This is a genomic window from Vibrio neptunius (genome assembly GCA_019339365.1).
Lineage (GTDB): Bacteria > Pseudomonadota > Gammaproteobacteria > Enterobacterales > Vibrionaceae > Vibrio > Vibrio neptunius.
Map to the genome: position 1 here is coordinate 423,654 of CP079860.1, position 15,384 is coordinate 439,037.

Consider the following 15,384-nt stretch of genomic DNA (forward strand, 5'->3'; position numbering starts at 1 on the left):
ATCTCCGACTCCCTGCGAGCCGGAGACACTCCGCATTACAGAGATAATGTGTCTGAAATCAGAGCCAAGTATTGTTCTGCCAGTAAGGTGACCTGCTGCTTGGTAAACGCCGTAGTTTCATAATCAAAATTGAGGGTCAACTGCTCGCCGTCGTCGACAGTTAAGGTCAAATCGCATCGAGCGGATTGCTCAGCGATGTGTTGAACTTTCATGCGGCAGCCTTGCACCTCTGTAGCTTCCGGCATTGCAGACAGATAATTAAACGTGACAGGGAAACGCAGTTTCTCGAGCCAGCCTTTGCTTCGCATTTCATCAGCAAGTTTTAGATAGGACACGGACTGATTTTCTATCAACGAGTAGATCGCTTTGCTGCTGGCTTCAATCAAGCCCACAACGCTATCGACCTGATCAACCTGCTCATGGTAGGTGACCATGTTGACGAAACAGCCGAGCTGACCATCGTGCTGACAAAGGGCTCGATTGGAGACAGGCAAGCCAATCGTTAAGTTGTGATAACGAGTTTCGTGGTTTAACACCAGATTAAACAGTGTGAGTAACACGACATAAGCCGTTGTATTGTGTGCGTGGGCAAAGTCTTTTATCGCTTGGCTGAAAGGCTGGGAGAGTTCCACAGCGTAGCCTTGTGGTGACGGGCAATCCGCTTTTGGGTACAACGAACTGTCCGCACCTTTTGTCAGGTAACGATTCAATGTCGACAACCAAAATTGCATCTGTCCCTCTTGATCCACCATCGCACCGCGATGCTGTTTCAAGTTCAAATGGTGTCGGTGATGCTGCGCAAAACCATAATCTCCTGCCATATAAGCGCGGTAAGCCTGAACAAATTGCTCAAAGAATATGCCAATGGAATCATGGTCAAACACAGCGTGGTGGACACGTACAACGACCACATGTTCATCGTCATTTTTGCTCAATAATGCCAGGCGAATCGGTGGTTCTCTGTCAATGTCGATGTCCGGCATGTCTGCCATATCCAGCAAATCACAATGCGACATTTTACTGAGTTTGCCCGACATATGCTCAACCTTCCGGTGCGGAATCTCTACTTTTCCTGCACCATAGCCACCTTCTTTAGCGGTAAAGTTATCGAGATCGAATTGAGTAGTCAGGATTGGGTTGCTGGCCAACACCCGATTGAGACACCATTCCACGCTCTCCGAACTTGCCTTTCCTTCAAGGTAAATACAAAACGCAGGCTGGTAGGCTTTCGGGTTAGCGCTGGTTTGTTCTAACGTCAGAAAGTAAGCCTGTTGCGATGTGAGCGGTTCGAATTGCGTTTCTTGATTCTTCTCATTTGGAGTGGATGTCGCGTCATCCAAGTCATCCGCTAAGTAATAAGGTACGACCGCAGCCAATTTACGCGGCGTCGCATTGCTGAAAAAGAGCTTGAAATCTATCTCGCTGTAGAGACGGCGTCGAATCAGGGTTCTGGCACGCATCGCCTGTAAGGAATTCCCGCCTAAATCAAAGAAGTCATCATCAACCCCGAGGCCACGAAAACCGAGCACTTCTTGCCAGATGTCTACGAGGTCCCGTTCAAGGTCGTTAGCGGGTACGCTGCAATCATAATTCAGTTCTGGCCTTACTGGCGCTGGCTCGGGTAGACGAGCGCTATCGAGTTTTCCATTCGGTAGTTTTGGAAAGCTTTCAAGGTAAACAAATTGAGCGGGCATCATTGCGCTTGGGCAGCGCTCGCTAAGGAAGGCACGTAAATCCCAAGCACTTGGTTTTTTGTCCGTCAGCAAGTAAGCCACCAGCCCACCATTGACCATTTTCACCGCAGCGTCGGCTACTTCACTATGCTGACGAAGATTGGCTTCTATCTCGCCCAACTCAACTCGCACTCCGTGAATTTTCACCTGACGATCTTTGCGGCCAAGGCACACCATGTCTCCGTTTGCGTTGAACTGACCTAAATCTCCGGTGCGATGCGCGCGATGGCCGAGATGAGAAAAGAAACGCTCTGCGCTCAATCCAGGTCGGTGGCTGTATCCACGAGCCACACCCGGACCACAGATACAGATTTCGCCCACACTGTCGCCTGTCACTAATGCGCCCTTTTCATCGAGCAGAAACAACTCACTTCCCGCCAATGCTTTGCCTATGGTCACGTTCTGGTCTGGCTCTAACTCAGTAAACGCACAGTTTGCTACGGTTTCAGTCGGGCCATATAGGTTAAACAAACGCACATTCTCGATGCTGTCGAACGTACGTTGCTTAATGTCTTCACCGACAGGTTCACCGGAGAGAAAAACGGTTTCAGGCAGTGACAGCTCACTATCGACTGAGCAGCGGTAGTTCAGTAATTCATTCCATATTGTAGGAACACAGTAGATCGCCGTGTTGGTTCGATTCTGGTACCAATCAAAGAGTCGTTGCGGGTTATTCAAAGTACCTTCAGGAAGAATATGAAGGGTGTCACCACGTAGCAAAGGAGCAAACAATTGAGTCACCGCAGCCGCAAAGCTTAGAGAGGAGGTGAGCGGAAGAGTTGCCTGAGTTTCAGGCCATAAATCGTGATTAAACCAATCGAGATAATACGCCATGCTGCCATGTTCAACTTCCACCCCTTTTGGTACACCCGTCGAACCTGATGTGTAAAGGGTATAAGCCAAGTCACAATGGCTTACCTTCGGCAGTGACTCACAGTGTAGAGAGCCCGCTAGATCAAGCGCTGCGACATTCAGTTTTTCTGTCTCGCACTCAGCCATGCTCGGTTTTTTGCTCAGTAGCCCATCGGTGATAATGAGGAATGCACCGGAATCATCCAAAATTTGTTGAATGCGTTTTGTCGGCTGAAACGAAGAGAGAGGCACATAACTGAACCCAGCTTTCATTACCCCCAGAATTACCACAGGCAACATCAGGCTAGGTTCGAGGTACACCGCCACTTTACCTTTATCGCCATCAGGATATTGATTGACTAAGTAGCTTGCTAGTTGGCTTGATTGCAACTCAAGCTCAGAATAGGTCAGCAATTTATCTTTGTAGGTAACCGCTATTGCCTCAGGGGAAATCGACGATTGCATTGAAATAGTTTCAAATACAGGATTGTTATTTTTCACAATATTTACCTCGCTGGTTAAGGTATTCCTGAAGTCGAGCGAGAATATTTTCTTGCTGACCGTTTGCTACAAATAAAAGTTAGACGTGAAAACTTAGGATTTAATTAAGGAAACAAATTGGTTTTAATCACCAAGGTTTCAGGGGCATTATAATGGGGAATATAAATGATAAATAACAGCAACTTAAGATAATAAAACTTCTATTAAAGTTAATTTAATCAGTTATAAAATGACTTTAAATTGACCATAAACAGACATAGCGAACACTTTGCAGTTAAATTTATCTATCTTTATCCATTATAAAAATAACCATCAGGATATAATGAAATTTTCTACTTGTAGTGAACCACATCAACGGTAATATACTGCATTCATGCAATCTTAATTAAATATTAAGTTTTCTCGACTAGCTTGCTAATTACGCAATGAACAATAGTTTAATGAGGTTGTTTTATGAGTAATGTAGAATCCACTAAAAAGATATCTGAAATCATGATGCTGCCTCTGGCAGCCAAAGCACTCAATGTGGCCGCAGAACTGGGGCTTGCCGACTTATTAAAAGAGGGCGCGCTCGACATCGACGCACTCGCTTTAGCTTGTAATGCAGACAAGACTGTCCTGCTAAGTATGCTGAAGGTCATTGAACTATTTGGTTTCTTTCACATCGAGTGTGATCGAATGATCAGCAATAATACGCACTCCATGTTGCTCCTTTCCGACCACCCTCAATCTATGCGACATTTCTGCCGACTGTTTGGCGAAGAGTATTATCGCGGCTATGAGGGGCTACTCCATACCTGTAAAACCGGAGACTCCGGATTCAAACACATCTCTGATCAGACGCTTTATCAGTATTTGGAATCGACTCCTTCTCGTTCCTCCGTGTATGATCTCGCTATGCGTGACTTTTCAAGGCCGGTCGGTGCAGAGCTCGCCAGAGTCTTCCCTGATATGTTCAGCTTTGCTGGTAGCTTGATTGATATTGGCGGTGGAAGCGGCGTGATTACCGCAGAATTACTCCATCGCTACGAACATTTGTCTGGGTGTATCTTTGACCGAGAAGAGGTATGCGAGCAAAGTTGGCAGTACCTGCCTAGTGATATTCACGACAGAGTCGAGGTTTGCTGTGGTGATTTCTTTGATTCTATCCCCTCAGGCTACGATATTTATCTGTTGAAAAATGTCCTGCACAACTGGAATACACAGTCTTGTAAAAAAATACTCGACACAATTGCTCGGTCATTAGAAGACAATCGTCTGCTAGTGATTGAACCTCTGATTGAAAACGGGGAGCGCTCTCCACGGCTGCTGTTCAACGCGCTGTTCCAATCGGTTATCTGTGAAGACGGTACCCATCAACGCAGCTTAACCGATATGGAGAAGTTGCTCGCCAAATCAAACCTACGCGTCGCCCGCAGCGCAAAACTCGCCACGGGACACACTGTAATGGAAGTGATGAAAGGCTAACCAAAAGTTACGCACTAAAACTAAAGATTCACAAACCAAATCATCAACAAGTAAAGGCTAAGCATTTAATATGCTTAGCCTTGTTATTTTTTTTGAGTTTTGCTATTTACTGTAATGATAATCAATACAACCTTTGACTCTCATCCTGATCTTGGACATCATCTCCCTCCTCCACCCTGACAGTGTTCATATAAAACTCGGCAGAATAAGATGGCTCTGACCCATAAAGACTACTTTAAAATTGCATGTCCTTTCATCGTTTCTACTGTAACTCAGCCTTTGTTGGGTGCGGTGGACACTGCAGTGATTGGTAGGCTTGGTGTTGCTGAGATGATTGGTGGTGTAGCGGTCGGTACGGTCATCATGAACACCTTGTATTGGCTGTTTGGCTTCTTCCGTGTCAGTACCACTGGGCAAAGTGCGATTGCGTTAGGTAAAAACAACCCAGAAGATCAAGCAAGCAGCTTATTCCGTCCTTTCGTGCTTTCGCTTTGCCTTGGCTTGATTTTTATTGCGTTGCAGTCCGTGATTTGGATGGGCGCAGAACTGATTATCTCCCCTGACGCAGTCGTGGCAGAAAACGCTAAGATTTACTTCGATATCATGATCTTTGGTGCGCCATTTGTACTGCTCAATTACACCGTGATTGGTTGGCTGATGGGGCAAACCAAAGCCAAAGAAACTTTATTCACGCAAGTGTTTGGCAACGTGCTTAATATAGTGCTGGATATCGTATTCGTATTGTACTTCGACATGGGAATTGCTGGCGTTGCGATAGCAACACTTATCGCGCAAATCTCGACGTTTGTTATTGTTGCGGTGCTGGTGATGAAAACCTGTCGTTTCCCGCTGTTTGATTACATTCAAACCGCGAAAATGACGCGTAAAGATCTCAAAGTCATCGCGTCTTCCAATATGGATCTGCTGCTTCGTACTGTGTGTCTATTGGTGTTCTTCAATATGATGGCGCGTATAGGCTCTCAGCTTGGTTCTGATGTGCTCGCGGTGAACGCAATCTTGATGCAAGTGACCTTCATCGTCAGCTACATGTTTGATGGTGTGGCAAATGCGTCGAGCGTCTTTGCTGGTAAAGCGGTTGGGCAGAAGAATCCGAGATTGCTTGATAACGTGATTAAGCTAAACACGCAATGGACCGCGGCGTTCGTCGTTGTATTGACCTTGCTGTTGGTGCTGTTCAAACACCAAGTGGTGACGTTGTTTACCACTTTGCCAAACCTTGTTGAGCTGTATCTAGACATGAGCCCTTGGTTATTGGTGTTCCCATTGGTTGCGGGTTTTGGTCTTACGTTTTACGGCATCTTTACCGGCACAGGGACGACGCGACCAGTGCGTAACTCTACCTTCCTAACCATGATGGTGTTCTTATTGACCCAATTTATTGCGGTGCAATACTGGGGCAATCACGGTTTGTGGCTGGCATTGACTGTGTTCTACGTTGGACGCTTTATTTTCTTGTACCCAAGCATCATTCAGGTGAAGAAAAAATGTCTTTAGCCATACTAAATGGACGTCATTTCATATCATTGTGAATCGAAACCATCGTGATAGTTCGCATTGATGATGTGAGGGAAAAATAAGCTGAAATAACTACTACAGACGGTTTTATTGCACAAAACAACGTGATAAAATTGTTATGTTATAATGTTACACTTATTTTGGTATCGTGATTTCTCAACCAATACTCTCCGTTAATAATTTCAGCCTTGCAGACTCAGAACGCACACTCTTCAAAGACATTTCTTTTGAGCTGTTCCAAGGTGAAGTTCTTGCCATTATGGGACCTTCCGGCATTGGTAAATCCATGTTGTCGAAAGCCGTCGCAGGTTTTTTGCCGTCTGACATTTGGGTGGATGGAAGTATCCAGCTTAACAGCAGTGAAGTCGCACAAACTGCAATGTTGCAACGTAGTCACTCGCTGCGTCCAGCAGTCATTTTCCAAGATGCACTCAAAGCGCTGAATCCATTAGCGTCTGTAGAACAACAACTGTGTTTAGCGTTGACAGGCAACAAAACACGCTTGTCTTCAGCAAACCTAGAAACGGTGACGACCTTGTTGTCTCAACTCGGGTTTGCGGATCCAAAAGCAGCATTAGCGCAGCATCCAAGCCAGCTATCTGGTGGTCAGCGTCAGCGTATTTGTATTGCAATTGCGTTGCTTGGTAGTGCCAGCTTGATCATCGCTGATGAGCCCACCAGTGCGCTCGACCCAATTACCGAAGCGGAGATCCTTGAGTTGTTCCGCAGTAGTGTTCAGCAACGCAACATTAGTGGTTTGTTGATCACGCACGATCTATCTGCGGCTTTGGCGTGTGACAAAGTCTTGGTGATTGCGGACAACACCCTGGTGGCTTATGGATCACCATGGCAAGCCATTCAGCAAAGTTCGCATCCTTTCTGCCAACAACTTGCGCAACTGCTGCCTTAACTTCATCTCTGGAGCCTATTTTGACTAAGCATAACTTGAGCGGGCACACGCAGCCTATATCGGCGGAAGTTCGCTTTGAGCATGCCAGTGTTCACCATTACTCCAAACCAAGTTGGTTAGGAGGCAAACCGTTTAAAGCGCTCGAACAATTAGATCTCGCTATCGACACACAAAATATTGCGATTGTTGGTCCTTCTGGCGCAGGTAAATCGACCTTGATTGAGCTTATGTTTGGTCTTCGTAAACCTACATCTGGTGAAGTGTATGTGTGTGGTTATCCGTTATCGCGTAGCTCAGCTAAGCAGCGCAAAAAGTTGTGTCGGCACATTCAACTAATTCCGCAAGAGCCGCAATCGAGCTTGAATCCGTATTACACCGTTCGCCAGATCTTACTGGAGCCGCTAAGCAATATTGGTTTAACGCAAGAACTCAATAAGAAGGTGGAAAAGGTCTTGGCGGATGTCGGTTTGGAACTCACTTTGTTAGATCGTAACCCACAGCAGTTATCGGTTGGGCAAGCTCAGCGTGTGGCTATCGCCAGAGCTTTGATTGTCGAGCCTTGTGTGTTGGTTGCCGATGAGCCAACCAGCAGCCTAGACCCCGTCAGTCGCCAACAGATTCTCGACCTGTTGGCAGGTATTCAAAAGAGTCGTCAAATGCGCCTGATGTTGGTGACACATGACCTCGATGCTGCACAAACCCTATGCGATGAAATCCTGGTGTTAGACAAAGGACGCGTTGTCGAGCACGGCGCAGCACAAAGTGTGGCAAATAACCCATCGCACCTTATCACTAGAGCCTTGATGAGCGCTCAACACAAAAGTAATGAATTCACAAAAACCATTGGAGAGGTTTCTTATGCACCTTAGTACTCCCAAGTTAGCTTTGTCGCTGGCTTTAAGCGCACTGCTGACCGGTTGTTTTGACTCTGGCGAAAGCAAGCCAGAAGTGGAAAAAGCAGCTGCACCGCAACCGACGGAAATTCGTGTTGCTATGATGCAACCGCCACGCACAGGCTTGTCGCCACTTTCAGATGACGCGTTCAAACTGTCACGTTGGAGCACGGCAGAAACGCTGGTTAACCTTAACGATCAGTCCGTTGCTGAGCCTATGTTGGCAACAGAGTGGGAACAAGTTGACCCGATGACGTGGCAATTTACGGTACGCAAGGGCGTAAAATTCCACGATGGTTCTGACCTTGATGCCAACGCGGTAGTGAACTCTCTACAAAAAGCATTAGCTGCCGCACCTAAGCCACGCATTTTGGATGGTATTGAATGGCAAGTTCGCGCATTGGACGACTTCACTGTTGAAATCAAAACGACCTTTAACGATCCATTGTTGCCAAGCCGTCTATCTAGCCCACAGCTAGCGATCCTTTCTGGTGCTGCATACCAAGAAAACGGTCGTGTTGTGCCAATCAATGCGGGTACTGGTCCATTCGTTCTGACAGAAATCAACGGGACAACCAGCGCGAAACTGAAGCGTTTTGACGGTTACTGGGGTGAAAAAGCAAAAGTAGACAGTATCTTTGCTGAATACGTACCAAACGGTTTTGCTCGTGCTGCTGCACTGCGCACTGGTGAGGCGGATGTAGTAGAAGCCGTTCCTGTATCGCAAATCGCGATGATGGAATCTTCAAGGCTGCACGAAGTTGCAATGCCGCGTACCAACACGCTTTACCTGAACAACAAATCAGATGTATTTAGCCAGTTTGGTTTACGTAAAGCAGCGGCTCAAGCGGTTAACCGTGAACAAATCATCAAAACGGTTTACGAGAACCACGCCGACTCAGCGAAAGGTTTGTTAGGTCCTGCATTGGCATGGGCGGGGCCAATTCGTGATGCGAACCCTCGTATGGAAACCATGGAAATGCGCCACGCGAACGGTGAGAAGATCACTATTGGTACGTTTACCGACCGTGCAGAGTTGCCAGAAGTGGCGGTGCTGCTAAAGCAACAACTTGAAGCGGTAGGCTTTGTAGTGGACCTAGACGTTCGTGAATACGCACAAATCGAAAACGATGCACTAGCAGGTAAGTTCGATGCGTTCTTGTTGTCACGTGCAACGGTGCTGGATTCTGGTGACCCAGTGGCATACATGCAAAGTGACTTTAGCTGTAAAGGTTCTTACAACCTAGGTCAGTTCTGCTCTGAAGAGGTGGACGCAGCATTGAAACACGCTGACCGACAGCCATTGGGTGAGAAGCGCCAACAAGCGATCATCGAAGCAGAAAGCAAAATTCTTGGGCAATACGCTGTGATTCCACTGTTGCACGAGCGAGTAATCCAAGGTGAGAGTGACCGCGTGAAGAATACACAACGTGACCCACGTGAGCGTCGCCTGATCGACCAGTTTACTGGGGTGAACTAACTCGATGTCGTCTGTTGCCAACATGCGCTCTCGTTTGAGCGCTTGTATGCCTGAATGGTTTACGCGTTTTTTGTCGCGCTTCCTGTCACTCGGGGTAGTGGTTGTGCTGGTGGGTTTGATGCCGGATATTGCAGGTATCGACCCAAGCCAATCAATCCTCCGTGCTCGTGCGGGTGCTCAGCAGCTGCTGACGGCAGAAGCTCTGCAAGCCATTCGAGAAGATCTTCAACTTGACCGCAGCGCTGCTGAGCGACTGTGGGATTGGTTGACGCTTGCCATGCAAGGTGACTTAGGTGTCTCTTGGGTGAGCGGTTCACCCGTGATGGAGAGCGTTCAACAAACTGCAAAAACGTCGCTACTACTGATGCTTACAGCGTTAGTCATGGCATTTGCAATGTGCATGGCGAGCGTGCTTTACACTGTGCGTCGTTGGCAACAGAATCGTTTAGACAAACACCATGACACGCTCAGTTCGGTATTGGTCTCACTGCCCGAGTACGTGATTGCTTCATTGCTGATCATGGTATTTTCCATTTGGTTGGGCTGGTTCCCGCCTTATGGTTGGCAAGGAGTGCAAAACCTCTGGCTACCAAGTTTGGCAATGGCATTGCCTGCTGCTGGCTTGTTCGGGCGTTTGCTCAATGACAGCCTCAAACGTGTACTAGATGAGCCTTGGGTGATCACTTGGCTATCGGCGAACGTCAGTAAGTTTCAAATCTTACGCTTTGCCTTGTGGCGTGCCGTTAGTAACTTGACTCCTCAAATCGCAATGACGGTGATTGGTTTAACCGGCGGCGCGGTTGCTGTGGAACAAGTGTTTTCCATTCCGGGTATCGGACGACTAATCCTAGGCGCGGCTAAGTCACAAGATCTGCCGATGCTGCAAGGTGGTTTGTTGGTGTTGCTGATATTCTCGATGTTGATCAGCAGTGCGAGCATCTTATTGCAACGCTGGTTACTCGGACACAGTGTCACAAGTGGCAAGCTGATCAGCAGTCACAGCACGTTCCGTTTTACCCAAAGCACCACCAAACGCATCGTCAGTGCGACAATCTTTGCCTTGATGATTGCTTGTGCGGGATGGGCATTAATGCGCGATCCTTACACAATCCAATTTACCCGCCTTGAATCGCCAAGATTAGCAGCACCGTTTGGTGCAGACGCCGTCGGTCGAGATCTGCTTGCTCGTGTTGGCGGCGGTATGATGTCGACAATCAAAATGGGCATCATCGCAACGTTCCTAAGTTTGGTGATTGGTTTACTACTCGGTTTCGTGACTCGTTACAGCCAAGGCTTAATTGAGATCACCAAAGGTGTGCCATACATTGTGGCGGGTCTGCTGATCGCTGGTCTTACAGGGATGAACCCAAACAGTGCCTTGATTGCGATTGTTATGGTGTCATGGGCACCATTAGCAGCGCACTGTGCAAGTTTGTTGATGGAAGCCAAAGCGCTACCTTATACGCATCTTGCGCCCATTTGGGGAACCAGTCAGTGGCGAGTACTCCGTTACTACTTGTTACCTTATGTGCTGCCGCCATTGATTCGTCACGCGTTTCTACGTTTGCCGTACATTACGCTCAGCCTGACTTCTCTGAGTTTTATCGGACTTGGCGTTAAGCCGCCAGAACCTGAGTGGGGCTTATTGATTGCAGAGAACCTGCCTTACATAGAGCGCTCGCCATTAGGTGTCTTGCTGCCAATCTCAGGCTTAGTTTTGATGGCAATTGCAATCAATCTATTGTTCGGTGATTAGGAATGAGTCGCTTCTAATCATCGATTTCTCCACCTCCCATCACCGGTCAATTACACCAGCGTGCAGCTAACGGTTGAACTAATATGAATTTAACTGCATACCATGTTGCTATACATCACAAATTATCAGATAACAAACTTATCAATTAAAAGACCATAAAAATCGCATAAATAATTGAAAATGTTGATTTTGAGATCTAGAACATTAGCTCTACCTATGAATTACATGTATCTCATTGTTATTATTTGATATGCATTCATTTTTATAAAAAATGTTAATTTTAACATTTTTATAACTTAATCTTTTATGAAGAATGGAAAGGATGGTTTAACAAGGAGTCACACATGCAAGTAAGCATAACAACAAAAAAATCCATTCTCGCGACTGTTATCAGCACCACCATGCTATCAGGGTGTTTCTGGGACGATCCACGTGAGGTGGCAAAATACGTCAGTGAAAACATCGATAGAGATGAAGTCGTCAGCCACCTAGTAACGCTAGAAGGTTTGGCTTCTGCCACTACAGATGGCAATTCCATTACTCGTGCAGCTGGCACCAAGGGGTACGCCAACTCAGTTGAGTTCATTGTCGAAACAATGAAAGAACATGGTTACATCGTTACTACACAAGAGTTTGACTTCCGTGCTTGGGAAGAGCTAGCTGGTACGAAAGCCAACGTCGATGGCAAAGATCTTATCAGTGTACGTGAAGCCAGTGACGGCGTTGAAGCAGACTTTGCTGTCATGTCTTACTCAGGTAATTCCAACGGCCAGATTAGTGGCGAGCTCGCGTTCGTTACACCAGACTTCCGCTTTGATGCACCCGATTACGACAGTACTGATGGCTGTGAAGCATCCGACTTCACAGGCAAAGACGTCACAGGCAAGATTGCCGTTATCCAACGAGGTGGTTGTGCGTTTGACGCCAAAGTTGTCAACGCACAGAATGCGGGTGCGAAAGCGGTTATCGTCTTCAACCAAGGCAACGATGAAGGTAGAAAGTCTGTCGTTAGCGGCACGCTAGGCAGTGACACGAAAGCGACCATCGCCGCTTTGGGCGCGCGCTTCGATCTTGGTCAAGAGTGGTACAACAAAGCACAATCTGAAACGGTATTGGCCAACCTTACGGTCAATGTGAAAGACGAAGATGTCGTAACGCAAAACATTCTTGCTGAAACCCCTCGCGGGAACGACGATCAAGTCGTCATGCTTGGTGCTCACCTTGACTCTGTTCCAGAAGGTCCAGGTATCAATGATAACGGCACAGGTACAGCTGGCCTACTTGAATATGCGGTGACCCTATCTGAGCTTGAAGTACCTGTGAAGAACAAAGTTCGCTTCGCATGGTGGGCGGCTGAAGAAGCAGGTCTAGTCGGATCTGAGTACTACACCAATGACTTGTTCCAACCAATCTACAATGATGCACAAGCTCAAATTCTTGAAGAACTAGGTTTGAAAGATCCAAGTGAGCTAACGCCTGAGCAAGTAGAACTGGTCGAAGCCCGTTACACTGAGCTCAATAAAGTGAAGTTGTACCTGAACTTCGACATGATCGGTTCACCTAACTACATCTATGGTGTGATGGACGGTGACTTGTCCGATACTAAAGACAGCCCAGATAATGCTTACACTGGCGATTTCAAACCGCCATACGGCACATCTGACATCGAATCTATCTTCCAAGAGTTCTTTACTGATAAAGAAGAAGCAACCATTCCTCAAGCTCTATCGAAACGCTCTGACTACGCAGGTTTTGCTGATTGGGGTGTTGCATTTGGTGGCCTGTTCACTGGTGCTGAGAAAGTGAAAACTGCTGAAGAAGTTGAGAAATTCGGCGGTGACATCGATGTGTCTTATGATAAGTGTTACCATCAGGCGTGTGATGACGTGAACAACGTTAACCAGAACGCGCTTTATACCAATACTCAGTCACTTGCTTACGTAACAACTTACTACGCAATGAGCAAACAGTTGTTCCCAGAGCAGCCAGCAGAGCCAGAAGTGAAAGCGCAACGTGCCTTCTCTACTGCTGAAGCGCCAAAAGAGAAACTACGCATTGGCGAAAGACTCAAAGCGGCCGACAGCGTCTCTGACCACGATCACTTCCACGGTGATTTTGATCAAGACCTGAAATAATCACCTTTCATAATACAAACGCCGTGCCTCGCACGGCGTTTTTCGTTCTATCTCACGTTTTCGTCACTGAGCCTCTTTCTACGCCCCACACTCTCGCCAAAAGGAGGAGTCAAACCCCATCAACTTCCACTAGCCTTAAATCAACCTCAATAGGAATGGCTAGATTGTTGAATGAAGAAGTACAATATTTATCAGGTCTTTACCCGCCTGTTTGGCAACACGAATACCACCAATCAGCCATGGGGCAACATAGATACCAATGGGGTTGGCAAGTTCAGTCACTTTACTGAAAAGGCTTTAAATGAAATTCGTGATTTGGGCATCACACACATCTGGTTTACTGGCGTACCACATCATGCTCTGGTCAATGATTACACGCATGTAGGAATCGATAATGATCACCCTTCGGTTGTCAAAGGCCGTGCAGGCTCTCCTTACGCGGTAAAGGACTACTACTCCGTCAACCCAGATTTAGCGGATGCCCCCTGTCGACGAAATCAGGAATTCGACGATTTAATCAGTCGCACCCACCATGCTGGCCTCAAAGTCATCATCGACATTGTGCCTAATCATGTCGCTCGTGTTTATAAAGGATTAAACAATCCTTCGGGCGTGGAAGATTTTGGGGCTCACGATGACACCAATGTCTGCTATCACAAAGACAACAACTTCTACTACATTCCAGATACTCCTTTTGAACTGCCAAGCGAATTATCGCCTGAAAATATCCTTGGAGGTGAGGGACATCCTCATTTAAAAACCCCTTATCAGGAGTTTCCGGCGAAATGGACCGGCAACGGCTCAAGGAAAGCTCAACCGTCCATTGATGATTGGTACGAGACTGTAAAAGTCAATTATGGTGTTCGCCCTGACGGTAGCAAAGACTTTCCTATATTACCGAAAGAATACCGTCTCAAACCTCACTCAGATCACCATCAATTCTGGCAGGATAAATCCGTTCCGGATTCATGGAAAAAGTTTCGGGACATTGCACTTTACTGGCTTGAAAAAGGCGTCGATGGCTTTCGCTACGATATGGCCGAAATGGTGCCTGTCGAGTTCTGGAGCTATCTCAACTCTTCGATAAAAATGGCTAACCAAGATACCTTTCTGATGGCTGAAGTCTATCAGCCGGAACTTTATCGCGACTATATCCAGCTCGGAAAAATGGATTACCTCTACGACAAGGTTGATCTCTATGACCAGTTGAAATCAATTATACAAGGTCACGGTTCTACGCGAGAGATTGGCCGCATTGAGTATCAGCTACGCGATATTGAGCACCATATGCTGCACTTTCTCGACAACCATGATGAACAGAGACTTGCCTCGCCTGAATTTGCAGGATGTGCTCAAAAAGGCAAACCCGCCATGTTGGTGTCTACTTGCCTATCAAGTTCCCCTAGCATGATCTATTTTGGTCAGGAAGTCGGTGAACCTGGGGCGGAGCTTGGCGGATTTGGCACACCCAGCCGCACGTCGATATTCGACTATGTGGGCGTCCCTCACCATCAACGTTGGATGAACCATGGTGCTTTTGACGGAGGCCAACTGAGTGAGGAAGAAAAAGCGCTAAGACTCTTCTACCAAAAGCTGCTTAACCTAACATTAAAAAGCTCTGCGCTATTGGGAAACTATCATGACCTTTACGCAGCGAACTTTGACAGTTTCGGCGAAATGCAAGATCAGTTGTTCGCTTTCGCCAGATCCAGTGAACAACAAAAGCTGATTGTTGTTGCCAATTTCAGCGCGCAACAAGGTAAACAAGTCGAACTGATTATCCCTTACTCAATCATTATTGAGTGGCAGCTGCTTCCCGGACAATATCGTTGGATAGATAGGATCAGTGACTCGGAGTACACCCTGAATGTGACTCAAACCTCCGCTTCTATTTCTATGTTGCTTTCCCCACTGGCAAGCCTGTTTCTAGAGCTTGAAGCCCCTGATTCGGAACAAAAAGGTGGTGAGCAGTAACTGCGAAGTCTCGATTCAGCTTGGGCCCGCGTCTCTTCAATTCTTATCGAAAGCGAACGCTAATACACGTCTTATAGAACTCGATTGCCCAGATATCTCTGGGCAATACTATTTCGTTTCGAATTTAATCTTTCTAATAATCAATCC

9 protein-coding genes are annotated in these 15,384 nt (G+C 46.9%); 8 read left to right on the forward strand and 1 reads right to left on the reverse strand.

Annotation, left to right across the window (positions count from 1 at the left end):
• Positions 1-35: 35 nt before the first annotated feature.
• On the reverse strand, positions 36-3,086 hold the full coding sequence (locus KW548_18615) for an amino acid adenylation domain-containing protein (GenBank protein QXX09101.1): 3,051 nt from the start codon (positions 3,084-3,086) through the stop codon (positions 36-38).
• A gap of 453 nt (positions 3,087-3,539) precedes the next feature.
• On the opposite strand from KW548_18615, the gene KW548_18620 reads away from it, so the two are divergent.
• The 8 genes from KW548_18620 (at position 3,540) to KW548_18655 (ending at position 15,237) form a co-directional block, all read left to right on the forward strand.
• The gene (locus KW548_18620) at positions 3,540-4,553 is read left to right on the forward strand and encodes a methyltransferase (GenBank protein ID QXX09102.1); all 1,014 of its coding nucleotides are present in this window, start codon (positions 3,540-3,542) and stop codon (positions 4,551-4,553) included.
• A gap of 210 nt (positions 4,554-4,763) precedes the next feature.
• Positions 4,764-6,068, forward strand: coding sequence for an MATE family efflux transporter (locus tag KW548_18625; protein ID QXX09103.1), 1,305 nt, complete (start codon positions 4,764-4,766; stop codon positions 6,066-6,068).
• A gap of 169 nt (positions 6,069-6,237) precedes the next feature.
• Positions 6,238-6,999 carry an ATP-binding cassette domain-containing protein gene (locus KW548_18630; protein QXX09104.1) on the forward strand — a complete coding sequence of 254 codons (762 nt, stop codon included), beginning with the start codon at positions 6,238-6,240 and terminating at the stop codon, positions 6,997-6,999.
• 20 nt (positions 7,000-7,019) lie between these two features.
• Positions 7,020-7,868 carry a dipeptide/oligopeptide/nickel ABC transporter ATP-binding protein gene (locus tag KW548_18635; protein QXX09105.1) on the forward strand — a complete coding sequence of 283 codons (849 nt, stop codon included), beginning with the start codon at positions 7,020-7,022 and terminating at the stop codon, positions 7,866-7,868.
• On the forward strand, positions 7,858-9,372 hold the full coding sequence (locus tag KW548_18640; protein QXX09106.1) for an ABC transporter substrate-binding protein: 1,515 nt from the start codon (positions 7,858-7,860) through the stop codon (positions 9,370-9,372). Before KW548_18635 ends, KW548_18640 begins: the two co-directional genes overlap by 11 nt.
• 46 nt (positions 9,373-9,418) lie before the next feature.
• Entirely contained in the window at positions 9,419-11,128 is a 1,710-nt protein-coding gene (locus KW548_18645) for an ABC transporter permease subunit (protein ID QXX09460.1), read from the forward strand.
• A gap of 344 nt (positions 11,129-11,472) precedes the next feature.
• The gene (locus KW548_18650) at positions 11,473-13,263 is read left to right on the forward strand and encodes a M20/M25/M40 family metallo-hydrolase (GenBank protein ID QXX09107.1); all 1,791 of its coding nucleotides are present in this window, start codon (positions 11,473-11,475) and stop codon (positions 13,261-13,263) included.
• Between the two features lie 171 nt (positions 13,264-13,434).
• Positions 13,435-15,237 (forward strand): alpha-amylase family protein, encoded by a 1,803-nt coding sequence (locus KW548_18655; GenBank protein ID QXX09108.1) that lies wholly within the window; start codon positions 13,435-13,437, stop codon positions 15,235-15,237.
• Positions 15,238-15,384: the final 147 nt, after the last annotated feature.